The 21,952-nt window shown below is 65.6% G+C and carries 16 protein-coding genes and 1 pseudogene; 8 read left to right on the plus strand and 9 right to left on the minus strand.

The window, feature by feature from the left end; translation table 11 throughout:
• Positions 1 to 15: 15 nt before the first annotated feature.
• Both ACQR13_RS16730 and ACQR13_RS16735 read right to left on the minus strand, forming a co-directional pair.
• Complete coding sequence (locus ACQR13_RS16730) at positions 16 to 1,650, minus strand: glycosyltransferase family 39 protein (RefSeq protein WP_434862998.1); 1,635 nt, start codon at positions 1,648 to 1,650, stop codon at positions 16 to 18.
• 267 nt (positions 1,651 to 1,917) lie between these two features.
• Positions 1,918 to 2,592 carry a Crp/Fnr family transcriptional regulator gene (locus tag ACQR13_RS16735; RefSeq protein ID WP_315717001.1) on the minus strand — a complete coding sequence of 225 codons (675 nt, stop codon included), beginning with the start codon at positions 2,590 to 2,592 and terminating at the stop codon, positions 1,918 to 1,920.
• A gap of 212 nt (positions 2,593 to 2,804) precedes the next feature.
• Here ACQR13_RS16735 and ACQR13_RS16740 point away from each other — a divergent pair, with 212 nt between their 5' ends.
• On the plus strand, positions 2,805 to 4,886 hold the full coding sequence (locus ACQR13_RS16740; protein ID WP_315750756.1) for an AsmA family protein: 2,082 nt from the start codon (positions 2,805 to 2,807) through the stop codon (positions 4,884 to 4,886).
• A gap of 259 nt (positions 4,887 to 5,145) precedes the next feature.
• Positions 5,146 to 7,599, plus strand: a complete 2,454-nt coding sequence (locus tag ACQR13_RS16745; protein WP_315750758.1) for an adenylate/guanylate cyclase domain-containing protein — start codon at positions 5,146 to 5,148, stop codon at positions 7,597 to 7,599.
• 135 nt (positions 7,600 to 7,734) lie between these two features.
• Here the strand turns inward: ACQR13_RS16745 and ACQR13_RS16750 are convergent, their stop codons facing one another.
• Complete coding sequence (locus ACQR13_RS16750; protein WP_315750760.1) at positions 7,735 to 8,292, minus strand: MarR family winged helix-turn-helix transcriptional regulator; 558 nt, start codon at positions 8,290 to 8,292, stop codon at positions 7,735 to 7,737.
• A gap of 165 nt (positions 8,293 to 8,457) precedes the next feature.
• Between ACQR13_RS16750 and ACQR13_RS16755 the strand changes: the two genes are divergently transcribed.
• The 5 genes from ACQR13_RS16755 to fahA all read left to right on the plus strand — a co-directional run bounded on the left by ACQR13_RS16755 (position 8,458) and on the right by fahA (position 14,136).
• Positions 8,458 to 10,092 carry an FAD-dependent oxidoreductase gene (locus ACQR13_RS16755; RefSeq protein ID WP_315750762.1) on the plus strand — a complete coding sequence of 545 codons (1,635 nt, stop codon included), beginning with the start codon at positions 8,458 to 8,460 and terminating at the stop codon, positions 10,090 to 10,092.
• Positions 10,093 to 10,105: 13 nt separating this feature from the next.
• Entirely contained in the window at positions 10,106 to 10,333 is a 228-nt protein-coding gene (locus ACQR13_RS16760; RefSeq protein ID WP_315750764.1) for a DUF2783 domain-containing protein, read from the plus strand.
• Between the two features lie 27 nt (positions 10,334 to 10,360).
• Positions 10,361 to 11,317 carry an MBL fold metallo-hydrolase gene (locus ACQR13_RS16765; protein ID WP_315750766.1) on the plus strand — a complete coding sequence of 319 codons (957 nt, stop codon included), beginning with the start codon at positions 10,361 to 10,363 and terminating at the stop codon, positions 11,315 to 11,317.
• Positions 11,317 to 12,663 (plus strand): homogentisate 1,2-dioxygenase, encoded by a 1,347-nt coding sequence (gene hmgA / locus ACQR13_RS16770; RefSeq protein WP_315750768.1) that lies wholly within the window; start codon positions 11,317 to 11,319, stop codon positions 12,661 to 12,663. The genes ACQR13_RS16765 and hmgA overlap by 1 nt, the downstream gene beginning before the upstream one ends.
• Before the next feature lie 198 nt (positions 12,664 to 12,861).
• On the plus strand, positions 12,862 to 14,136 hold the full coding sequence (fahA, locus tag ACQR13_RS16775) for a fumarylacetoacetase (RefSeq protein WP_315750770.1): 1,275 nt from the start codon (positions 12,862 to 12,864) through the stop codon (positions 14,134 to 14,136).
• An 82-nt stretch (positions 14,137 to 14,218) separates the two neighbouring features.
• Here the strand turns inward: fahA and ACQR13_RS16780 are convergent, their stop codons facing one another.
• Positions 14,219 to 14,530 (minus strand): DUF1272 domain-containing protein, encoded by a 312-nt coding sequence (locus tag ACQR13_RS16780; protein WP_316165702.1) that lies wholly within the window; start codon positions 14,528 to 14,530, stop codon positions 14,219 to 14,221.
• A gap of 91 nt (positions 14,531 to 14,621) precedes the next feature.
• A pseudogene (locus ACQR13_RS16785) lies at positions 14,622 to 15,100 on the minus strand (Lrp/AsnC family transcriptional regulator).
• 122 nt (positions 15,101 to 15,222) lie between these two features.
• Here ACQR13_RS16785 and hppD point away from each other — a divergent pair.
• Positions 15,223 to 16,341, plus strand: coding sequence for a 4-hydroxyphenylpyruvate dioxygenase (gene hppD, locus ACQR13_RS16790; RefSeq protein WP_316169891.1), 1,119 nt, complete (start codon positions 15,223 to 15,225; stop codon positions 16,339 to 16,341).
• 367 nt (positions 16,342 to 16,708) lie between these two features.
• Here the strand turns inward: hppD and ACQR13_RS16795 are convergent, their stop codons facing one another.
• From ACQR13_RS16795 to ACQR13_RS16810, 4 genes are all read right to left on the minus strand, one after another.
• Positions 16,709 to 17,821, minus strand: coding sequence for a CaiB/BaiF CoA transferase family protein (locus tag ACQR13_RS16795; RefSeq protein ID WP_315828360.1), 1,113 nt, complete (start codon positions 17,819 to 17,821; stop codon positions 16,709 to 16,711).
• Positions 17,822 to 18,104: 283 nt separating this feature from the next.
• On the minus strand, positions 18,105 to 18,905 hold the full coding sequence (locus ACQR13_RS16800; RefSeq protein ID WP_434862999.1) for an FAD binding domain-containing protein: 801 nt from the start codon (positions 18,903 to 18,905) through the stop codon (positions 18,105 to 18,107).
• Between the two features lie 18 nt (positions 18,906 to 18,923).
• Positions 18,924 to 21,269, minus strand: a complete 2,346-nt coding sequence (locus tag ACQR13_RS16805) for a xanthine dehydrogenase family protein molybdopterin-binding subunit (RefSeq protein ID WP_316165694.1) — start codon at positions 21,267 to 21,269, stop codon at positions 18,924 to 18,926.
• Positions 21,270 to 21,368: 99 nt separating this feature from the next.
• Complete coding sequence (locus ACQR13_RS16810) at positions 21,369 to 21,854, minus strand: (2Fe-2S)-binding protein (RefSeq protein ID WP_315717018.1); 486 nt, start codon at positions 21,852 to 21,854, stop codon at positions 21,369 to 21,371.
• Between the last annotated feature and the right edge of the window lie 98 nt (positions 21,855 to 21,952).

Genomic DNA, 21,952 nt, shown 5'->3' on the forward strand with positions numbered 1-21,952 from the left:
CCGGAACGAGCTGTTTCAGTTCGCGGTCGAGGGCGTGCGGCGGCGTGCGCTGAGATCGTGGGCCACGTTCGGCGCGCTGTCGATTGGCGCGGTGGTCTCGGGCGGAACGATCAGGGCAACGAAGCCCTGGCTGGCGCCTTCCAGGCCGAACAGCTTGGTGCGGAGCGTGAAATCGGCCCGCACCGAACGCCGCGCCTGCGCCGCCGCGGCTTGCATGCCGGAGATGCAGGAGATGTCGGTGTCGTAGCACAGGGCCGCCCAGCCCTGCGCAGTCAGCGCTTCGGACGGAGGGTGCAGCTCATGCGGGTGCACCAGCGCCATTTCATAGTGCGGGTGGTCGGGACTGTAGAACGCTGCGGCAAAGGCGAGGCCGTCATCGCCGCCGACGGCGGGAAGGACGCCGTTCGATGCCGTCTGCCACAGGCGGTCGAGCTCGGTCACGGCCGGCTCGTAGAAGTTGCGACCCTCGTTCAACGGAACGTAGTTCCGGTACACTGCATGGAAGGGCGCTACGACTGTGGCCGCGAATGCGGCGATTGCGATCGTCGCAGCGGCGAGATCGATCGTGATGTCGCGGGGGGCGTGATAGCTCGCGCCACACACGATCACGATGACGAACAGGAAGATGCCCTGCAGGCCCCACAGCGGCGGCATGTCGGTGCCGAACACGATCGAGACCAGTGCGGGGAACACCACGGTCCCGATGCTGATCATCGCCAGCAGCCGGAGTCCGGAGTCGAGGCTGAGCGCATCGTTCAGCACGCGGGTGGGGCGAGGCCGCGTCATGGCGAGCCATATGAGGCCGGGGATACCGGCGATGCCGGCCATCGCCAACAGGAAGCCGCTGCCCTCGACCAGGGCGGCCACGGCGGTCTTGCCGACGTGATGCTCGATTGCATGCGAGAACGGCTGGGCGCCGGTCGTGGCCAGCCAATAGATATGAGGCGCCAGCGCGACCAGGCCGGACAGCGCCGCGATCCACGGCGCGGGCGAGGTGAAATAGGCCCGACGCTCGCCGTGGCACAACGCTGCGACCGCAAAGCTCGCGATCAGGAAGACCGAGTAGTACTTGCCGAGCATCGCGAGCGCCCCGGTCAGGCCGACCGCGATGGCCCAGCCGACGTGACGCGTCTCGAACGAGCGCAGGAAACACCAGGTCGCCAGCGGCCAGCTCGACAGCAGCACGGCGTTGGCGTTGAAGCGCTGCGCATGCAGTTGATAGACCGGCAGCAGCATGAGCAACAGCAGCACGACCAGCCGCTTGTCACCGCGCGCGAAACGCCGGGTGATGAGGTCGACGGCGAAGAGGCCGACGGCTGCGTTGGTCAGCGCCAGCAGGTTGAACGACCAGTTGGTCAGCGGAAACACGGTGGTCCAGGCCCACGCCGCCCAGCCCATCAGCGGCGGATGCTTGGTCGAACCCCAGTCGAAGCTGCGTCCAAGCGACCAGGTCTCGATCACGTCCTGGTGGAGATCGCCCCCGAGATAGGCGATCGAGAAATACACCATCCAGACCGCGACGAACCCGACGATCAAGGCCGGAACGGCCCAGCCGTCCTCCACGGCGTCGATCCAGACCGCGAGAGCTCTGCGCCAACGGCCAACAGAACCACTGGCCTCGATGGCGATTGCCGGCAACGCAAGACTCATGACGTCACTTCCAACCACGCTTGCCTGGCGCGCAAAGCTCCACCCCGCGCGCCGCCGCGCGCGAGCAAATGGAACTCTCCGCTGCCGGATTGAACCCTGTTAGAATTGTTAAAAAGAGTTCATGTCGCAAATTGTGAGGCGTGGTGGCCCAATTGCGATCATGTTTGGCCGATGCTGATACGAAACGATGCATGGCGGGCGGTTCCCGCCATGGACCGGACCCGCAATCGACAAATTTGCGGTGAGCGACGCTGCGCGCTCGGCCAATTAGTCGTTGCGTGCGATCGTGTTCAGCTTGGTCAGGTCATGCAGAAGGATGCGGCCGCGTTGCAGATCCAGGATCTTGTCCTTGCGCCAGGCCTGCAACTGGCGGTTCACGCTTTCACGCGCCGCGCCAACGAAGACGCCAAGCTGTTCCTGCGAGATATGAACCTCGGAGCCGAAATCCTCCGCCAGGGCGCACAGCCGGCGTGCCAGCCGGACCGGCAGCGGCTGCAGCACCGATTCCTCCATTCGCTCGCTCTGCCAGCGGATGCGCTGGCACAGCAGCTGAATGATCCTGATCGCCACCTTGGGCTCGCGTTCCAGGAAGCTGAGGAAATCCTCGCGGCGAAGCACGAACAGTTCGGTCGCTTCACCGGCGGTGGCGTCGGCCGTGCGCTCCTGCCCGTCGAGCACGGCGACCTCGCCGAACAGATCGCCGGGCCCCATGAAGTTGAGCGTCAGCCGGCTGCCGTCGGTGGCACCGGTCTCGATGCGAATCTGGCCGCGCCGCACCCCGAACAGGGCATTGCCGGGGTCGCCCTTCTGGAACAGCACCTCGCCCGACGACAGATGCTGGGTGTGGCACAGGCTCGAGATTCGCTGCAGCTCGTCCGCGCCGAGGTCGGCGAACATCGGGTTCATCTTCAGAATGACCGCAAATTCGGCCTGCTTGCTCATCACTATACCTTCGGCAACGGTTCAAAGCCTCAGTTACAGAAACCCCCCGGGCGGAAGTGTGTCATAAGTCACATAATGACGCACGGGCTTCCGACTATTTTGGTCGCGCTGGGAGCGGTCTTCGTTCCGAGAAAATTTCGGATTGAACCGGGTCGGCATTGCCGCACGCTAACCCGTGGAGACCGCTCGCGCCTCGCGCTTGGGACATCGACATGAAGGCATTGAAGATCGCAGGCGGTTTGATTGGCGCCGTCATCGTCGTGCTGGCTCTGGCGCTGGCTTTTGGACTTCCGGCGAGCTTCCTCACGGTGGCCATCCAGGACCGCGTCGAGCGTGACACCGGCTATCGCCTGAGCATCGCCGGCTCGGCGAGCGTCAGCCTGTGGCCGTCGCTGCATGCGACCCTGACGGACATCACCCTGCAGGATCCGAAGGAGCGTGACGGCAACAATCGGCTGACGATCGGCAAGCTGCAGGCCGACGTGGCGCTGTCGAGCCTGTGGTCCGGCCGGCCCGACATCAGCGAGATCATCATCGACAAGCCCACACTTTATCTGCCGTTGCTGCGCGAACGGCTGCGGGACAATGGGCCCCGCAGCCGTGCCTCGGCGAAGCCGGAAGCGGCGCTTGCGGCCCGGATCGAACGGGTCACCGTCAGGGACGGCGCCGTCGTCCTCTCCAACCCGCGCGACCGCGTCGAGAATCGGCTCGAGGGCATCGGCGCGACGGCGTCTCTGTCCGATGGCAAGGTCAAGATCACGGGTACGGCCCGGGCCGGCGACCGTCCGGTGACCTTCGACCTCACAGCGGCCGCGCCCGCGCTGCCTATTGAGCGCCAGACGCTGCCGGTCGATTTCAAGATCGACATGGCTTCTGCATTCCGCGGGAGTCTTGCCGGCCGCGCCGACGTTCGGCTGAATGGCCCGGTGGTGATGATCAACGGCCTCAGCGGCACGCTTGGCGACGGCGATTTCAACGGCTGGGCCTCGGTCGATCTGGCGAGCAAGCCGCTGGTGAAGGTCGATCTCGACGTTCGCCGGCTCGACTTGGGAGCGCCTGCCGCGCAGGGCTCTGCCGGCGCGTCGGGATGGAGCACGGCGGCAATCGACTTGCGGGGTCTGAACTACGTCGATGCGCGCGTGAAGCTGTCGGCGACGGATGTCGTTCTCTCCGGGGCTCGCCTCGGTCCGCTCGATCTCGAAGCCTCGCTGGCCGGCGGCCTGCTGAAGGCGACCGTCGCCAATCTCGGCGCCTATGAGGGGCAGGCCAGTGGCGAGGTCGTGATCGACGCCTCCACGGGCAATCCGGCCTATGCGATGCACTGTGATCTCGTCGGCATCCGGGCGCTGCCGCTGCTCTCGAGCGTCGCCGGATTCGACAAGCTCGATGCGCGGATGCAGGGCAAGCTGGCCTTGCGCTCCAGCGGCGCCAGCCAGCAGGCTCTCATGAGCAACCTGAGCGGCTCGGCGTTCCTGCTGTTCCAGGACGGCGCGATCCGCGGCATCAACGTTGCGCAGATGATCCGCTCATTGACGTCCAATCCGCTGTCGGGATGGCAGGATTCGAAGGAACTGACGACCGATCTCACGCAGCTCTCGGCCTCGTTTCAGGTCGAGCGCGGGCAGGCCGCCACCAGTGACCTCAACTTGGTCGGACCGCTGGTCAAAGTCACCGGTACGGGGACGATCGATCTGGGGAATCGGGCGCTGGCGATGCGGGTCGAGCCGAAGCTCGTGATGACGACCGAGGGGCAGGGCCGCACCTCGGAGCCGATAGGCCTCGGGATTCCCGTCGTCATCGACGGCCCCTGGAGTCAGCCGCGCTTCTACCCCGACATGGCCGGCATCCTCGACAATCCGGATGCTGCCTACGCCAGGCTCAAGCAGATGGGCCAGGGCCTGTTCGGCAAGGACGGGGTCGGGCTGAACAATTTGATCAACGGCATCGGCGGCCTCATCGGAAATTCTGCGCCCACCGGTGCTGCTGGTCCGAACGGCGCGCCGTCAACGGCAGCCCCGAATGCGCAGGCCCCGGCGGCCGGCCAATCCGACCTGCTCGGCGGCGATCTCGGATCGGCGATCGGCAATCTGATTCAGCAAGGACTGCAGGCCGCGCAGCCGCCAGCCAAGAGCCGCGGCCGTACGCTGGTTGCGCCTCAGGACGGCGCTGTTTCTCGGCCTCCGGGCGACGACGGCCGGGGCGCGGCGGAGGCAGCTCCCGCCGAGCCCTTGCAGGAGGGTGTGCAGGACAGCCAGCCGATGAACGACGTTCTGAAGCGCATCTTCAATAGGTAATATATAGCCGCGATCGACCGAGCCCGCGGAGAATCTCCTCGAGCGGTGCATGCGATTCAGGACCAGCCGAGCAATAACGAGTTGGCGCGGGGCGCCGGCATGGTCGCCGCTGTGCATGCCATTCTGTGCTAAACGGGTGCCGGCGACGGACCGTCTCGCACCCGAGCGGTCCCGCCTCCAAAGTGTTGCTGCCGCGAGGACGGCAGCGGACGCGCTTGTCCGAGGCTGACCTCGGCGATGATGCGCGTGAGGGGTCCGGATGAACGAGGTCGAGAACAGAGGCTGGTCGTTGCGGCAGGGCCTGTTCGCCAAATACGTCGTGTCGCTGGTCGGGCTCGTCGTGTTCGTCCTGGCCGTGAATGGCGCGACCGAAACCTGGATCAGCTATCAGTCCACCAAGGCGAGCCTGACCGCCGCCATGGCCGAAAAGGCCAACGCCAGCGCCCGGCGGATCGATCAGGCGCTCTCGGATCTGCAGCGACAGATCAGCTGGGTGACGCGGGCGAGCGCCAATACGCTGGAGCTCCGCCGCGCCGACTATGTACAACTGCTGAGTCAGGCGCCGGCTGTGCGGCAGCTGTATCAGCTCGACGGCCAGGGCCGGGAACAGCTCCGCGTGTCGCGCACCTCGATCTCGTTTGCCTCGGGCAACGACTTGTCACGCGATCTGCGCTTCACCGACACCGTCACGCACGGAAGCAATTTCTCCGCCGTGACCTTCAAGGGCGCGCAGCCGATGATGTCGATCTCGGTCGCGCATTCCGGCTTCAATGCCGGTGTGACCGTGGCCGACATCGACCTCGACTTTCTCGAAGACTTCATGACCGAGGCGCAGATCGGCAAGGTCGGCACCGCCTACGTGGTCGATCCGCGGGGCCAGGTGTTGGCGAGCTCGGCGAGGGGACCGGCGGTCGGTCAGGACCTCTCCAAGCTGCCGCAGGTCGCGGCGGTGCTCACGCCGGATGGCGAGCCGCTGGCCTCCGGCACCGACGGCGAGGGGCACGCGGTGCTCTCGGCGGCCGCGACGCTGCCCAAGCTCGGCTGGGCCGTGTTCTTCGAGCAGTCCACGGCTCACGCGCTGGCGCCGATCCGCGATCAGCTGTTGCGCGGTGCGCTGTTGATCGCGCTCGGCCTTGCGGTTGCGATCCTCGCGGGCTCGGTGCTGGCGCGACGCATGCTCATCCCGATCACCGCGTTGCGCGCCGGCGCGCGCAAGCTCGGCGCCGGCGATTTCGCCCAGCGCATCGAGGTGAGGACGCATGACGAACTGGAGGAGCTCGCCGATCAGTTCAACAGCATGGCCGGCCAGCTCGCGCAGTCCTATGCCGTGCTGGAAGCCAAGGTCGAGGAACGCACGCGGGATCTGGCCCAGTCGATCAATGAGCTGAAGGTGCTCGAGGAGGTTGGCCGCGCGGTGGCCTCCTCGCTCGATCTCAATGCGGTGCTGCCGACGGTGGCGGCCCGGGCGCTGGAGATCACCAAGACCGACGCCGTGCTGATCTATTCCTATGAGGCCGCCGAACGCCGCTTCAGGCTGGTGGAGGCCAAGGGCGTCGACCGGGACGGCCCGCACAATGTGCTGGACGAGCGGACGAGCCTGCTCTCCGACTCCGTGCGCAGCGGCGAGCCGATCGCGATCGCCGAGCTGGAAAACGCGCCCGATCACCCGCTGCGCGACGTCGCGGTCGCCGCCGGCTTTCACGCCGTGCTGTTCACGCCGCTGGTCGATCAGCAGGGCGTGCTCGGCGCGCTCGTGGTGCTCCGCCGGTCGGCCGGTACGTTCCCGCCGAACCTGATCGGACTGATGCGAACGTTCGCCAACCAGGCCGTGCTGGCGATGCGCAACGCACGACTGTTCACCGAGGTCGATCAGAAGGGCCGCGAGCTGGCGCTGACCCACGCGACGGTGCAGCAGCAGGCCGAAAAGCTCACCGAGCAGACCGAGCAGCTGCGCGAATGGAACAAGTCGCTCGAGGAGCGCGTCGAGAAGCAACTGGCGGAGATCGAGCGGATCAGGCGGCTGGAGCGCTTCCTGGCGCCGCAGGTGGCGCAGATCATCGCGTCGTCGGACGGCCATGATGCGCTGCTGGAAAGCCACCGCCGCGAGGTCACGGTGGTGTTCTGCGATCTGCGCGGCTTCACAGCGTTTACCGAGACGACCGAGCCCGAAGAGGCGATGAACGTGCTCCGTGAATATCACGCCGCGCTGGGCAAGCTCATCTTCAAATATGAGGGCACGCTCGATCGCTATGCCGGCGACGGCGTGATGATCCTGTTCAATGCGCCAATCCCGTTCGAGGACCACACGACGCGCGCGGTGAAGATGGCGCTCGAAATGCGCGACGAGATCGGCCAATTGACGGAGCGCTGGAAAAATCGCGGCCACAGCCTGGGGTTCGGCGTCGGCATCGCACTGGGATATGCGACGCTCGGCCAGGTCGGCTTCGAGCACCGGCTCGAATACGCCGCGATCGGCAGCGTCACCAATCTCGCCTCGCGGCTGTGCGACGAGGCCAAGGCAGGCCAAGTGATCGTGTCGCGCCGGGTGTTCGGCGTCGTCGAACAGTCGGTCGATGCCAGGCCGATCGATGACCTGCATCTCAAGGGCTTCAATCACCCGGTGCTGGCGATGGAGATCTTGCGCTGGCGGGGGGAGGGCGCCGACGTGGTCGAAGTCGAGGAGCGGCGGCGATCGTCGGCGACTAACAAGTAGGGCCGGCAAAGGCGCGTGGCGCCTTGCTCGTCGTCGACGGCAGTCTCGCGCGCCCCCGTGCCCATCGCTGTCATTTGACGAAGGATGGTGGGCACCGGTCGCCTTCGGCGCTTTACCCACCCGACGAAGCTCGGCTCAATAGGCCTGCTTCGCATCGGCCTCCTCGCTGGTCTGGATCAGATCGAGGCTTGCCTCGATCTTGCCGATCAGGCGGTCGAACGTCTTGCGCTCGTCGGCGGACAGGCATGCCATGATTTCGCGCTCGCGCTGCTGCAAACGCGGGATCAGCTCCTCGTACAGCGTCTTGCCCTTACGTGTCAGGCGCAGACGGAACTCGCGGCGATCCTCGGCGTTCTCGACGCGCTCGATCAGCCGCCGCTCCAGCAACGACGTCACGGCCCGGCTGATGGTCGATTTGTGCGTGCGGGTGCACGCTGCGACATATTGCGCGCTGCAGGCCTCGCGGCGGAAGCCGAGCGTCGCCAGCACGCGCCATTCCGGAATGTCGAGCCCGTAGCGCTCCCGATATTCGACGGCGAGCGCCGCGCTGACCTCGGCGGCCAGACGGTTGAGCCGGAATGGCGCGAACTTGAACAGGTCGAGCCGCTCGTCGTCCTGCGGCACTGCGGCATTTCGGTCATCCTCGACCGGCTTCGCCTGCCGCCTGGACGCCGCGGTAGATGGCTTCGCCAAGATCGCGCTCCGATTTTTGAGTTGACGCGGCCGAAGCCGTCGGCTTTAGAATAGTTGCAGGTGAGACTATCTGGCAAGACGGCCAGATGCCTCGCCCGAGGAAATGTCGGTCGCTTCGAAAGTCGTCGCTTCGAAAGTCCAAGAAAACCACAAGGCGAGCAAGCCATGGTGCAGGCCAATCCGGGGCAGGGCGCGAGCCAGGCGAAGGTTCAGTTCGGCTATCATCGGCACGAAGACCAGGATCAGGCCACGCCGGCCGCGCATCCGGTCGTCGTCGTGGGTGCGGGTCCCGTCGGGCTGTCGTTTGCCATCGATCTTGCGCAGCGCGGCCATGCGGTCGTGGTGCTCGATGATGCCGACCGGATCGGCGAGGGCTCGCGCGCGATCTGCTTCTCCAAGCGCTCGCTGGAATATTGGGATCGCCTCGGCGTTGGCGACCGGATGGTCGACAAGGGCGTGGTGTGGAACGTCGGCCGCATCTTTCACGGTCCGTCCGAGCTCTATCAGTTCAACCTGCTGCCGGAGCCCGGGCACAAGCGGCCGGCCTTCATCAACCTGCAGCAGTTCTACGCCGAGGCCTATCTGGTCGATCGCGTCAACGCGCTGCCGGCGATCTCGCTGCGCTGGCGCAACAAGGTCACCGCGCTCGAACAGCGCAACGATCATGTCGTGCTGACGATCGAGACGCCGGACGGCCCCTATCGGCTGTCGGCGCAATATGTGATCGCCTGCGACGGCGCGCGCTCGTCGCTGCGCCAGATGGTCGGCGCGGGTTTTTCCGGCAAGGTGTTCGAGGATCAGTTCCTGATCGCCGACGTCAGGATGACGGCCGAATTCCCCACCGAGCGCTGGTTCTGGTTCGATCCGCCGTTCCATGCCGGGCGCTCGGCGCTGTTGCACCGGCAGCCGGACAATGTCTGGCGCATCGACCTGCAGCTCAGCCGCTATGCCGATCCCAACGTCGAGAAGCAGCCGGAGAATGTGCGGCCCCGGATCGCGCGCATGCTCGGCCATGATCAGTTCGAATTCGAATGGATCTCGCTCTACAAATTCCAGTGCCGGCGCATGGAGCGCTTCATTCATGGTCGCGTCGTCTTCGCTGGCGATTCCGCCCATCAGGTCTCGCCGTTCGGCGCGCGCGGTGCCAATTCGGGGCTCGAGGATGCCGAGAATCTGGCCTGGAAGCTCGATCGCGTGCTGCGCGGAACCTCGCCCGCGACGCTGCTCGAAACCTACCATCTGGAGCGAAGCGCGGCCGCCGACGAAAACATTCGCGAATCCACGCGGGCGACGGATTTCATGGCGCCGAATTCGCACCAGGAAGCGCGGCTGCGCAAGGTGGTGCTCGCGCTCGCCAGGGACACCGAATTCGGCAAGCGCATGGTCAATGGCGGCCGGCTGTCGGTTCCCTCGGTCTACCAGACGCCGTTGTCGACCGAAGACGACGAGGCCTGGCACAGTGGCCCTCGTCCGGGAACATCGATGCCGGATGCGCCCCTCGAGACGGCAGACGGACGGCACCTTCACCTTACCGATGCATTCAATGCTCAGGGCCGGCGCTTCACCCTGCTGTCTTTTGCCAATGGTGAGGCGATCGATGTACCCGACGATGTCGGTGTCGTCAGCATCGGCGGTCCGAATGGACTTGCCGATAGCGAGGGCTTCGCGGGCAGGCGTTACGGTGCCGAACCCGGCACCTCCTATCTGCTGCGTCCGGATGGCTATGTCGCGGCGCGCTTCCGCCACCCGCGCCGCGCCGCGATCGCGGCGGCGGTCGCCCGCGCCTCCGGCCTGAACTGAGGAAGCCGCAACGATGACGCTCTCGACCGCCTCCAATTTCGCCAAGCCCGACGATGCCTTCCGCGCCATTGTCGAAGCGCATCGGGGCCTCTCGGACCTCGAAAGCGCCGATCTCGATGCGGCATTGGTCCTGATCCTCGCCAATCACATCGGTGACATCGGTGTGCTGGGCGAGGCGATCGCGCTGGCGAAACGCAGCATGGCGGATGCCGGCCAACAGCAACAACAGCAGCAGCAATAGGCTGCTGCGCACACAAGGAATGAAGTGATGGCGAAGGGTTTCGCATCGACCACGGATCTCGCCGAGAAGAAGGTCACCTTCTCGGAGATCGGCCCGGATCTCTATGCTTTCACGGCGGAGGGCGATCCGAACTCTGCGGTGATCGTCGGCGACGACGGCTGCATCGTGTTCGACGCGCAGGCGACGCCGGCGATGGCCAACAAGGTGATCGAGCGGGTCAAGACCGTCACCGACAAGCCGATCAAATATGTCGTGCTGTCGCACTACCACGCCGTGCGCGTGCTCGGCGCCTCGGCCTATCATGCGCAGGGCATCGTCGCCTCGCAGGAGACGCACCGGCTGATCGTCGAGCGCGGCCAGCAGGATTGGGACTCCGAATACGGCCGTTTCCCGCGCCTGTTCCAGGACGCCGAGAGCATTCCCGGCCTGACCTGGCCGACCCTGACCTTCGAGGGCGAGATGACGATCCATCTCGGCAAGCGCGAGGTGCAGCTGATCCAACTCGGCGCGGGCCACACCTCCGGCGACATCGTCGCCTGGGTGCCGGACGCCGAGGTGATGTTCTCCGGCGATCTCATCGAATATCACTCGGCCTGTTATTGCGGCGATGCCTATTTGCGCGAATGGCCGTCGACCTTGAACGAGATCCGCGACTTCAATCCCAAGGCGATCGCGCCCGGTCGCGGCGATGCGCTGAAGGGCGAGGCCACCGTGCGCGAGGCGATCGCCATGACGCGCGACTTCGTCACGTCGCTGTATGGCGCGGCCGAGATGTCGGTCGCGAAGGGACGCAGCCTGAAGGAGTCGATGGCGGCGACGCGCGAGGTGATGGATCCGAAATTCTCGAGCTTCGCCATCTACGAGCACTGCCTGCCGTTCAACGTGTCGCGCGCCTATGACGAGGCCAGCGGCATCGACGATCCCGTGATCTGGACCGCCGAGCGCGACCGCGAGATGTGGGCCCGCCTGCAAGGAGAAGGATGATGAACGTCAACACATCGCCTGACCAGCTCAACCGCGCCACCGGGCAGGTGACGCCGGGCTACATGTCCGGCTTCGGCAATTCGTTCGAGACCGAGGCGCTGCCCGGCGCGCTGCCGATCGGGCGCAACTCGCCGCAGCGCTGCGCCTACGGGCTCTATGCCGAGCAACTCTCGGGTTCGCCGTTCACCGCGCCGCGCGGGTCCAACGAGCGCTCCTGGCTGTATCGCATCCGTCCGTCGGTGAAGCATTCCGGCCGCTTCGCCAAGGTCGATGCCGGGCTGTGGCGCACCGCGCCCTGCCACGAGCAGGAGATCACGGTGCAGCAACTGCGCTGGGATCCGACACCGTTGCCATCGGGCGATGTGACGTTCCTGCAGGGCGTGCAGACCATGACGACGGCCGGCGACGCCGCGACGCAGGCCGGCATGGCCGCGCATGTCTACGTCATCACCAAGTCGATGGTCGACCAGCATTTCTACAATGCCGACGGCGAGCTGATGTTCGTCCTGCAGCAGGGGCGCCTCAAGCTCGTCACCGAGTTCGGCCGCATCGATGCGGAGCCCGGCGAGATCGTCGTGATCCCGCGCGGCGTCAAGTTCCGGGTCGAGATCCCGGCGGGGCCGGCGCGCGGCTATCTCTGCGAGAACTATGGCGGCGCCTTCACGCTGCCGGAGCGCGGACCGATCGGCGCCAACTGCCTCGCCAATGCCCGCGACTTCCTGACGCCGGTCGCCTCCTACGAGGACAAGGACACCCCGACCGAGCTCTACGTCAAGTGGGGCGGCGCGCTGTTCAAGACCGAGCTCGAACATTCTCCGATCGACGTCGTCGCCTGGCACGGCAACTACGCGCCCTACAAATACGACCTGCGCACCTTCTCGCCGGTCGGCGCCATCGGCTTCGACCATCCCGATCCGTCCATCTTCACCGTGCTGACCTCGCCGTCGGAGACGGCCGGCACCGCCAACATCGACTTCGTGATCTTCCCCGAGCGCTGGATGGTGGCCGACAACACCTTCCGTCCGCCGTGGTATCACATGAACATCATGTCGGAGTTCATGGGGCTGATCTACGGCGTCTACGACGCCAAGCCGCAGGGCTTTGTGCCGGGTGGCATGAGCCTGCACAACTGCATGCTGCCGCACGGGCCGGATCGCGAGGCGTTCGATCACGCCAGCAATGGCGAGTTGAAGCCGGTCAAGCTCACAGGCACCATGGCCTTCATGTTCGAAACTCGCTTTCCCCAGCGCATCACGAAGCATGCGGCGGAGTCCGGCACCTTGCAGCCGGACTATGCCGATTGCTGGAACGGGCTCGAAAAGCGCTTCGATCCGAACCGGCCGTAGCCACGACCTCCGCCGTCATTCCGGGGCGCCGCGCAGCGGCGAGCCCGGAATCCATAACCACGATCGGCCGTGGGGATGCAAAGCTCGGCCACAACCACTGTGCCCCACACATCTGCCCGTTGCTATGGATTCCGGGCTCGCGCTGCGCGCGCCCCGGAATGACGAGCGGAGACATGGTCCGAACTCAGGAAGACAACTGTGCCCCACCCCAACGATCCCTCGCTCCGCTCCTTCATCCCGGTCGATCCGTCTTCCGACTTCCCGATCCAGAACCTGCCCTACGGCGTGTTCTCCGCCGCCGACTCGCCGAAGCCGCGCGTCGGCGTGGCGATCGGCGACGTCGTCCTCGACCTCGCGGTGCTCGAGGACGAAGGCCTGCTCGATCTGGCGCCGGCCTATGAGGTGTTCGCGCAATCCTCGCTGAATGCCTTCATGGCGCTCGGCCCCGCCGTGTGGTCGAAGACGCGGGCTGCGATCAGCGCCCTCTTGCGCCAGGACAATCCGCGGCTGCGCGACGACAAGCCGTTGCGTAGCCGGGCGCTGCTGCCGCGCTCCGACGTTACGCTGCATCTGCCGTTCCATGTCGCCGGCTACACGGATTTCTATTCGTCGAAGGAGCACGCCACCAATGTCGGCGTCATGTTCCGCGGCAAGGACAATGCGCTGCAGCCGAACTGGCTGCACATGCCGATCGGCTATAACGGCCGCGCGTCGACCGTGGTCGTGTCGGGCACCCGAGTGCGTCGGCCGCGCGGACAGCTGAAGCCGCCGGGCGCCGACGTGCCGAGCTTCGGTCCATGCAAGCGGCTCGATTTCGAGCTGGAGATGGGCGTCGTCATCGGCCAGTCCTCGCCGCTCGGCGAGATGCTGACCGAGGCGCAGGCGGGGGCGATGATCTTCGGCTTCGTGCTGCTCAACGACTGGAGCGCGCGCGACATCCAGCAATGGGAATATGTGCCCCTCGGCCCGTTCCAGGCCAAGGCGTTTGCGACGTCGATCAGCCCGTGGGTGGTGACGCGGGAGGCGCTGGAGCCGTTCCGCGTGTCGGGGCCAACGCAGGATCCAACGCCGCTGCCCTACCTGCAGCAGAAGGAGGCGCAGAACTACGATCTCTCCCTCGACGTGGCCTTGCGCGCCTCCGGCAGCAACGCCGCGCAGACCATCGCGCAGACCAATTTCAAGTACATGTACTGGTCGAGCGTGCAGCAGCTGATGCACCATGCCTCGTCCGGCTGTGCCATGAGTGTCGGCGATCTCCTGGGGAGCGGCACCATCTCCGGTCCGGAAAAGCACCAGCGCGGCAGCCTGCTGGAGATCAGTTGGAACGGCACCGAGCCGGTCGAGCTCGCCGGTGGCGTGAAGCGCTCGTTCTTGGAGGACGGTGACTCCCTCATCATGCACGGCTGGTGCCAGGGGCAGGGCTATCGCGTCGGCTTCGGCGAGGTCGAAGGCACGATCGTGGCGGCGGAGTAGGCGTCACTGCGAGCGTAGCGAAGCAATCCAGAGTCGTGTCCGCAGCCCTGGATTGCTTCGCTGCGCTCGCTATGACGAAGATCTAGCGGTCCTCTGGCATAACGTCCTTCACACCAGCCACGAATGCCGCAACGTCCTCCGCCGCATATTTCAGATGCACGCGCGTGTCGGACGGCCGTTGCTTCGTCACGCAAGCTCCCGACCGCCACTCGCGGCTGGGCCGGATCGGCCTGGGCGCAAAGCCGCCGCCGCAGTTCGGGCAGACATTGAACAGCTTGGTCTCGACGCAGTCGGCGCAGAACGTGCATTCGTAGGAGCAGATGCACGCCTCTGTTGCCGAGGGCGGCAGGTCCTTGTCGCAATATTCGCAATTGGGCCGAAGCTGCAGGGCCATGGTCGTCTCGCAGATCAGGGGACACGGTCACTGTCGCAAAAGCGCTGGCGATGTTGAAGGACGCATTTCCCTCGATTTGCGCCGCAGACGCTCAGTCGGTCGATAGCGAAGCCAGCGGCAGCTTCGCGCTCTCCTTGAGGCGGTCGAGCACGATCGAGGAGCGGACATGCGCCACGCTCTGGTGCGGCATCAGCACGTTGTTGACGATGTCGGACAAGCTCTTGAGATCGCGCAGCACCACCTTGAGCAGATAGTCGGAATCGCCGGTCAGCGCGTAGGCCTCCTGGATGTCGTCGACGCGGTTGACCAACGCGCGAAACTTCTGCGCGTTGTCGGGCGAATGCGTCGCCAGGGTGATCTGGATGAAGGCAATCAGCTCGAAGCCGAGCGCCTGGCTGGCGAGCTGCGCGCGATACCCCGCGATCACGCCGTCCTGCTCCAGCCGCATCCGGCGCCGCGAGCACTGCGAGGCCGACAGGCCGCGATGTCGGCCAGCTCCTGGTTTGTGAGCCGGCCGTCGTCCTGCAGCGCGGCCAGGATACGGAGATCGAAGCTGTCGACCGAAATCATGCGCCATTTCCTCTGGTCGTGCATGGATCGTGCATATCCAGGCGAAAATGACAATGGTTTGCATGCCCTGTGCGCGGAATTCGGGAGATGATCGGCACATCAAGCTGAAGGAGCTTCCCCCGATGGGTCCATTTCCGCACGATGCGCCTCCTGCCACCATCTCCGCCGACAACCCGATGGGCACGGACGGCTTCGAGTTCGTCGAATATGCGCACCCCGAAGCAAGCGAGCTGCACGCGCTGTTCAAGCTGATGGGCTTCGCCGCGGTCGCGCGCCACAAGACCAAGGCGATCACGCTGTACCGCCAGGGTGACATCAACTACCTCGTCAACGAGGAGCCGGGCAGCCACGGCCACGACTTTGTCGCCGCGCACGGGCCGTGTGCACCGTCGATGGCGTTCCGCGTGGTCGACGCCAACAAGGCTTACGATCGCGCGATCGCGCTCGGTGCCGAGCCGGCCGACCTGCCCGCATCGCAGAAGACGCTGGACGTTCCTGTCATCAAGGGCATCGGCGGCAGCCTGCTGTATCTGGTCGATCGCTACGGCGCCAAGGGCTCGGCCTATGATCTCGAATTCGAGTGGACCGGCGCGCGCGACCCGCGCCCCGCAGGCTCCGGCCTGTACTACATCGATCACCTGACCCACAATGTACACCGCGGCCGCATGGACGTCTGGGCCGGCTTCTACGAAAAACTGTTCAACTTCCGCCAGATCCGCTTCTTCGACATCGAGGGCCGCGCCTCCGGCCTGTTCTCGCGCGCGCTGACCAGCCCCGACGGCAAGATCCGGATTCCGATCAACGAGGATGCCGGCGATTCCGGGCAGATCGAGGAGTATCTCAAGATCTATCGCGGTGAAGGCATCCAGCATATTGCTTGCGGCGCCCGCGACATCTACGCCACCGTCGAGGGCCTGCGCGCATCAGGCCTGCCGTTCATGCCGTCGCCGCCCGACACCTATTTCGAGCGCATCGAGTCTCGCCTGCCCAAACATGGCGAGGACCTCGCCCGCCTGCAGAGAAACGGCATCCTGATCGATGGCGAGGGAGTCGTCGCTGGCGGTCACACCAAGGTGTTGCTGCAGATCTTCTCGGCCAATGCGATCGGGCCGATCTTCTTCGAGTTCATCCAGCGCAAGGGCGACGACGGTTTTGGCGAAGGCAACTTCAAGGCGCTGTTCGAGTCGATCGAGGAAGACCAGATCCGCCGCGGCGTGCTGAAGGTGGAGGCGGCGGAGTAGGCGAAGGAAGCAGGCCGTCATTGCGGGAAGCGGAGCGACGAGCAATCCAGACTTCCGTCTGTCCCTGGAATGCTTGGCTTCGCTGGCAATGACGGCGTGATTGGAGGCAGTTTGCCGCCAAACTCTCAACTGTCGTCCCGGGCCAGCCCGACGGCGCGTAAGCGGCGTTGGGCACCGACTCGGGACCCATACCGCAGGGTGCGTCGATGAGGCACGGCGACAGATAATCGTCGTTTCAGGACGGCCGGTGGTTATGGGTCCCCGCGTTCGCGGGGACGACACTGAGATTGAGGCGACGGCGTAGCCAACTCGTTGACATCGGAACAGTCGAGCAGCGCTCGATCGGCGCTGCTGCAGCGATCGAGCTTTAACGCCCTGCCTGCCAAGCGCTTACCACAGCGCCGATCTCCGTCACCTCCGGCTCGCGGATATTCGACGGCGTCCGCGAGAACCTTGGCGCCGGCGCGGGCTGCGTCACGCCGTGCCGCTCGACGAACACGCCACGCGCGGCCATGTGCGCATGCTTCGGCGCCTCCGACATCGTCAGCACCGGTGCGAAGCAGATGTCGGTGCCCTCCATGATCGCGCACCATTCCTCGCGCGTCTTGCGCTTGAACACCGCGACCAGCTTCTCCTTCAGCGCCGGCCAGGCGCGCGGGTCCATCTGCGCGTCGAAGGCGGGATCGGAGAGGTCGGCATGCTGCCGCAGCAGCGCGTAGAACTGCGGCTCGATCGAGCCGATGGAGATGAAGTTGCCACAGGCGCATTCGTAGACGCCGTAGAAGTGCGCGCCGCCGTCGAGGAAGTTGCGCTCGCGCCCCTCGGTCCAGCGGCCCATCGCGGTGAGGTCGAAGAACATCGCGAGCAGCGAGGCCGCGCCGTCGCACATCGCGGTATCCACCACCTGCCCCTTACCGGACTTCGAGGCTTCGAGCAGTGCGGCGAGCACACCGACGACCAGATAGAGCGCACCGCCGCCGAAATCCCCGACCAGGTTGAGCGGCGGCACCGGCCGCTCCCTGGGTCCGATCGCGGCCAGCGCGCCGGTGATCGAGATGTAGTTGATGTCGTGACCGGCCGCATGCGCCAGCGGTCCGTCCTGGCCCCAGCCGGTCATGCGGCCGTAGACGAGCCTCGGATTACGCGCGAGCACGACCTCGGGGCCGAGGCCGAGCCGCTCCATCACGCCGGGCCGGAAACCCTCGATCAGCGCGTCGGCACCGGCGAGCAGATCGAGCACCTGGGGGATGACCCCCTTGTCCTTGAGATCGAGCTCGATCACCTTGCGGCCGCGGCCGGCGACCGACTTCATGGTCTTGCGCGCACCGACGCGATCGAGCGTCACCACCTCCGCGCCCATGTCGGCCAGCAGCATACAGGCGAACGGACCCGGTCCAATGCCGGCGAACTCGACGATGCGGAAGCCCGCGAGCGGTCCGGTGGCGCGGGTCTCGGTCTGTGGTGCGGTCTTGTCGAGCACGTTTGTCTTGTCCCTGCGGTGCTTCGGCGCGTGATGAGGTCGATCGGACAAAGATGGTCGCCGTGACCTTCACCCTCCGCCTCCAGGGGAGGGTGGGTGTGCTTGGCTGCTGTCCGCATCAATCAAACATCATCACGCGCGATGCGTTTCCTGATCCTTTGATTGTCCCGCGTGCATCAGGCCAACGCAAGCGCGCCGTATGCCGCAAAGCAAAACGGCGCGCATCGCTGCGCGCCGCATGGAATTTGTCGTGCCGTTGCGCGGAATGATCCGCGTCGTGAGGTCAGCCCGCGGCTTGCACCGCGCGCTGTGCCATCACCTTCACCAGATTGGCGCGGTAGTCGGAGGAGCCGTGGATGTCGCTGAGCAGGCCCGCCGCGGAGACGCTGACACCGTCGATCGCCGAGGCCGACCAGTTCGACTTCAGCGCCGCCTCGATCGCCGGCACGCGCATCACGCCGCTCTGCGAAGCGCCGGTGGCCGCAACGCGGACGTCGCCGCCCTTCGTCTTTGTGACGAACACGCCAGTGAGCGCGAAACGCGACGCCGGGTGGCGCATCTTGGCGTAGCCGGCCTTTTCCGGCACCGGGAACGACACCTCTGTGATGATCTCGCCGTCCTCCAGCGCCGTCGTGAACAGGCCCTTGAAGAAATCATCCGCCGAGATCGACCGCTTGTTCGTCTTCACGGTGGCGCCGAGCGAGATCAGCGCCGCCGGGAAATCCGCCGCCGGATCGTTGTTCGCGATCGAGCCGCCAATCGTGCCGCGGGCGCGCACCGCGGGATCGCCGAGCACCGAGGTGAGATGGGCGATCGCGGGGATCGCCTTCTTCACATCGGCATTGGTCATGATGTCGTAGTAGGTCGTCGCGGCCTTGATGACGAGCGTGTCGCCCGACAACTGCACCCCGATCAGGTCCTTGATCTTGCCGATGTCGATGACATCGGACGGAGCAGCAAGGCGCTGCTTCATCACCGGGATCAAGGTGTGACCGCCGGCAAGGAACTTGGCTTCGCTGCCCTTGGCGAACAGCGCCGCCGCCTCGTCGACCGAGGAGGCACGATGATAAGTCGTCTGATACATGGTTGCTCCTCCGTTCGATCAGGCGTTGCCGTGGATCGCGTGCCAGACGCGGTCCGGCGTCGCCGGCATTTCCAGCTTGTTGTTGCCGATCGCATCCGTGATCGCGTTGATCACGGCGGCGGATGCGCCGATCGCGCCGGCCTCGCCGCAGCCCTTCACGCCGAGCGGATTACCCGGGCACAGGGTCGTGGTGTGGCTCAGCTTGAAGGACGGCACGTCGTCGGCACGCGGCATCGCGTAGTCCATGAACGATGCCGTCACCGGCTGGCCGTTGCTGTCGTAGATCGCGTGCTCGAGCAGTGCCTGGCCGATGCCCTGGACCAGACCGCCATGAACCTGGCCCTCGACGATCATCGGATTGATCAGTCGGCCGAAATCGTCCGCCGCGACGAAGTTGACGAACGACGTCTTGCCGGTGGCCTCGTCGACCTCGAGCTCGCAGATATAGGTGCCGGCCGGGAAGGTGAAGTTGGTCGGATCGTAGAAAGCAGTCTCCTTCAATCCGGGCTCCATGCCGTCCGGCAGGTTGTGCGCGGTGTAGGCAGCGAGCGCGACCATCGGCAGCGCGATCGACTTGTCGGTGCCGGTCACCTTGAACTCGCCGTTCTCGATGACGATGTCGCCTTCCGAGGCCTCCAGCGCATGCGCTGCGATCTTCTTGGCCTTGGCCTCGACCTTCTCCATCGCCTTGAGGATCGCGGTGAGGCCGACTGCGGCCGAGCGCGAGCCGTAGGTGCCCATGCCGAACTGCACCTTGTCGGTGTCGCCATGAACGATCGAGACTTGGCTGATCGGCACGCCCAGGCGCTCGGCGATCAGCTGGCAGAAGGTGGTCTCGTGGCCCTGGCCGTGGCTGTGTGATCCGGTGAGCACCTCGATGGTGCCGACCGGGTTGACGCGGATCTCGGCCGATTCCCACAGACCGACGCCGGCGCCAAGGCTGCCGACTGCCTTCGACGGCGCGATGCCGCAGGCCTCGATGTAGCAGGAGAAGCCGAGGCCGCGCAGCTTGCCCTGCGCCTTGGCGGCCGCCTTGCGCGCCGGGAAGCCGGCGTAGTCGATCGCCTTCAGCGCCGCGTCGAGCGAGGCGTTGAAGTCGCCGGTGTCGTAGGCCATGATCACGGGGGTCTGGTGCGGGAACTGGGTGATGAAGTTCTTGCGCCGCAGCTCGGCCGGATCGACCTTGAGCTGACGCGCTGCGGTCTCCATCAGCCGCTCCAGCAGGTAGCTCGCCTCAGGGCGTCCGGCGCCACGATAGGCGTCGACCGGCGTGGTGTTGGTGTAGACGCCCATCACCTCGGCATAGATCGCCGGGATGTTGTACTGGCCCGACAGCAGGGTCGCGTACAGATAGGTCGGCACCGAGGACGAGAACAGCGACATGTAGGCGCCGAAATTGGCGTGGGTCTTGACCCGCAGCCCCAGGATCTTGTTGTCGGCATCGAGCGCCATCTCGGCCTTGGAGATGTGGTCGCGGCCGTGCGCGTCGGTCAGGAACGCCTCGGTGCGATCGCCGGTCCACTTCACCGGACGGCCGACCTTCTTGGAGGCCCACAGCGCCACCATCTCCTCGGGATAGATGAAGATCTTGGAGCCGAAGCCGCCGCCGACGTCGGGCGCGATGACGCGCAGCTTGTGTTCTGGTGCGATGTTGTAGAACGCCGACAGCACCAGGCGAGCGACGTGCGGGTTCTGCGACGTCGTATAGAGCGTGAAATGCTCCTCGGCCGCATCGTACTCGGCGATCGCCGCGCGCGGCTCCATCGCGTTCGGCGCCAGCCGGTTGTTGGTCAATTCCAGGGTGACGACGTTGGCGGCCTTGGCGAAGGCGGCGTTGACCGCCCCCTCGTCGCCAATATGCCAGTCATAGACGACGTTGCCGGGGGCCTCCGGGTGAAGCTGCGGCGCGCCGGGCTTCAGCGCGGAGGGCATGTCGGCGACCGCCGGCAGCTCCTCATATTCGACCACGACGGCCTCGGCGGCGTCGCGGGCGAGGTTCTTGCTCTCGGCGATCACGACCGCCACGGCCTGGCCGACGAATCGCACGGTCTCCGGCGCCATCGCCGGCCATGCGCCCATCCTCATCGGCGAGCCGTCCTTCGAGGTGATGGCCCAGCCGCAGATCAGATTGCCGACCTTGTCGTCGACGATCTGCCTGCCCGTGAGCACCGCGACCACGCCGGGCATTGCCTCGGCGGCCGAGGAGTCGATGCTCTTGACCTTGGCGTGCGCGTGCGGGCTGCGGATGAAATGGGCAAAGGTCATGCCCAACAGCTTGACGTCGTCGACGTAACGGCCCTTGCCGGTGATGAAACGCTTGTCCTCCTTGCGGACGACGCTGGCGCCAATGCCTTCCATACCCATGCGAATCTCTCCCCTACCGGAGTTCTATTGTCCCGCCGCGGCCATCGCGCGCAGCGGTCGTGGTCTCGGTATTGCGGTAAACGGCGGCTCTCGCCGGCCTCATTCGGCAGCTTGCGCGACCTTCATCCGTCCGGCAGCGTCGAGCACGGCCTTGACGATGTTGTGATAGCCGGTGCAGCGGCAGATGTTGCCTTCCAGCTCCTCACGCACCGTGCTCTCGTCGAGCTCGCCTCCGTGGCGGTGCACAATGTCGATGGCCGACATGATCATCCCCGGCGTGCAATAACCGCATTGCAGGCCGTGATTGTCGCGGAAGGCCGCCTGCATCGGGTGCAGCTCGTCACCCTTGGCGATGCCTTCGATGGTGGTGACGTTGGCGCCGGCCGCCTGGCCGGCCAGCACGGTGCAGGATTTCACGGCACGGCCGTCGATATGGACGACGCAGGCGCCGCATTGGCTGGTGTCACAGCCGACATGGGTGCCGGTGAGGTTCAGATGATCCCGCAGGAGGTGAACGAGCAGGGTGCGATCCTCGGCCTCGACCGAGACCGCCTTGCCGTTCACCGTCAGTTTGACTGTCGACACGAGTAACCTCCCGATGAATTTTTCTTATTCTGATTAGAAACAGCGCCCTCAGGACTTTGCAACTCGAATTTTCGTCTCTGATGTCATTGCGACGTCTT

The sequence above is a fragment of the Bradyrhizobium sp. HKCCYLRH3059 genome (assembly GCF_051168035.1).
Lineage (GTDB): Bacteria > Pseudomonadota > Alphaproteobacteria > Rhizobiales > Xanthobacteraceae > Bradyrhizobium.

Coding starts and splice junctions, on each gene's coding strand:
- ACQR13_RS16740 (WP_315750756.1), top strand. CDS start 2,805: ATGAAGGCATTGAAGATCGCAGGCGGTTTGATTGGCGCCGTCATCGTC.
- ACQR13_RS16805 (WP_316165694.1), bottom strand. CDS start 21,269: ATGGGTATGGAAGGCATTGGCGCCAGCGTCGTCCGCAAGGAGGACAAG.
- ACQR13_RS16745 (WP_315750758.1), top strand. CDS start 5,146: ATGAACGAGGTCGAGAACAGAGGCTGGTCGTTGCGGCAGGGCCTGTTC.
- ACQR13_RS16780 (WP_316165702.1), bottom strand. CDS start 14,530: ATGGCCCTGCAGCTTCGGCCCAATTGCGAATATTGCGACAAGGACCTG.
- ACQR13_RS16755 (WP_315750762.1), top strand. CDS start 8,458: ATGGTGCAGGCCAATCCGGGGCAGGGCGCGAGCCAGGCGAAGGTTCAG.
- ACQR13_RS16735 (WP_315717001.1), bottom strand. CDS start 2,592: ATGAGCAAGCAGGCCGAATTTGCGGTCATTCTGAAGATGAACCCGATG.
- ACQR13_RS16730 (WP_434862998.1), bottom strand. CDS start 1,650: ATGAGTCTTGCGTTGCCGGCAATCGCCATCGAGGCCAGTGGTTCTGTT.
- ACQR13_RS16765 (WP_315750766.1), top strand. CDS start 10,361: ATGGCGAAGGGTTTCGCATCGACCACGGATCTCGCCGAGAAGAAGGTC.
- hppD (WP_316169891.1), top strand. CDS start 15,223: ATGGGTCCATTTCCGCACGATGCGCCTCCTGCCACCATCTCCGCCGAC.
- ACQR13_RS16760 (WP_315750764.1), top strand. CDS start 10,106: ATGACGCTCTCGACCGCCTCCAATTTCGCCAAGCCCGACGATGCCTTC.
- hmgA (WP_315750768.1), top strand. CDS start 11,317: ATGAACGTCAACACATCGCCTGACCAGCTCAACCGCGCCACCGGGCAG.
- ACQR13_RS16800 (WP_434862999.1), bottom strand. CDS start 18,905: ATGTATCAGACGACTTATCATCGTGCCTCCTCGGTCGACGAGGCGGCG.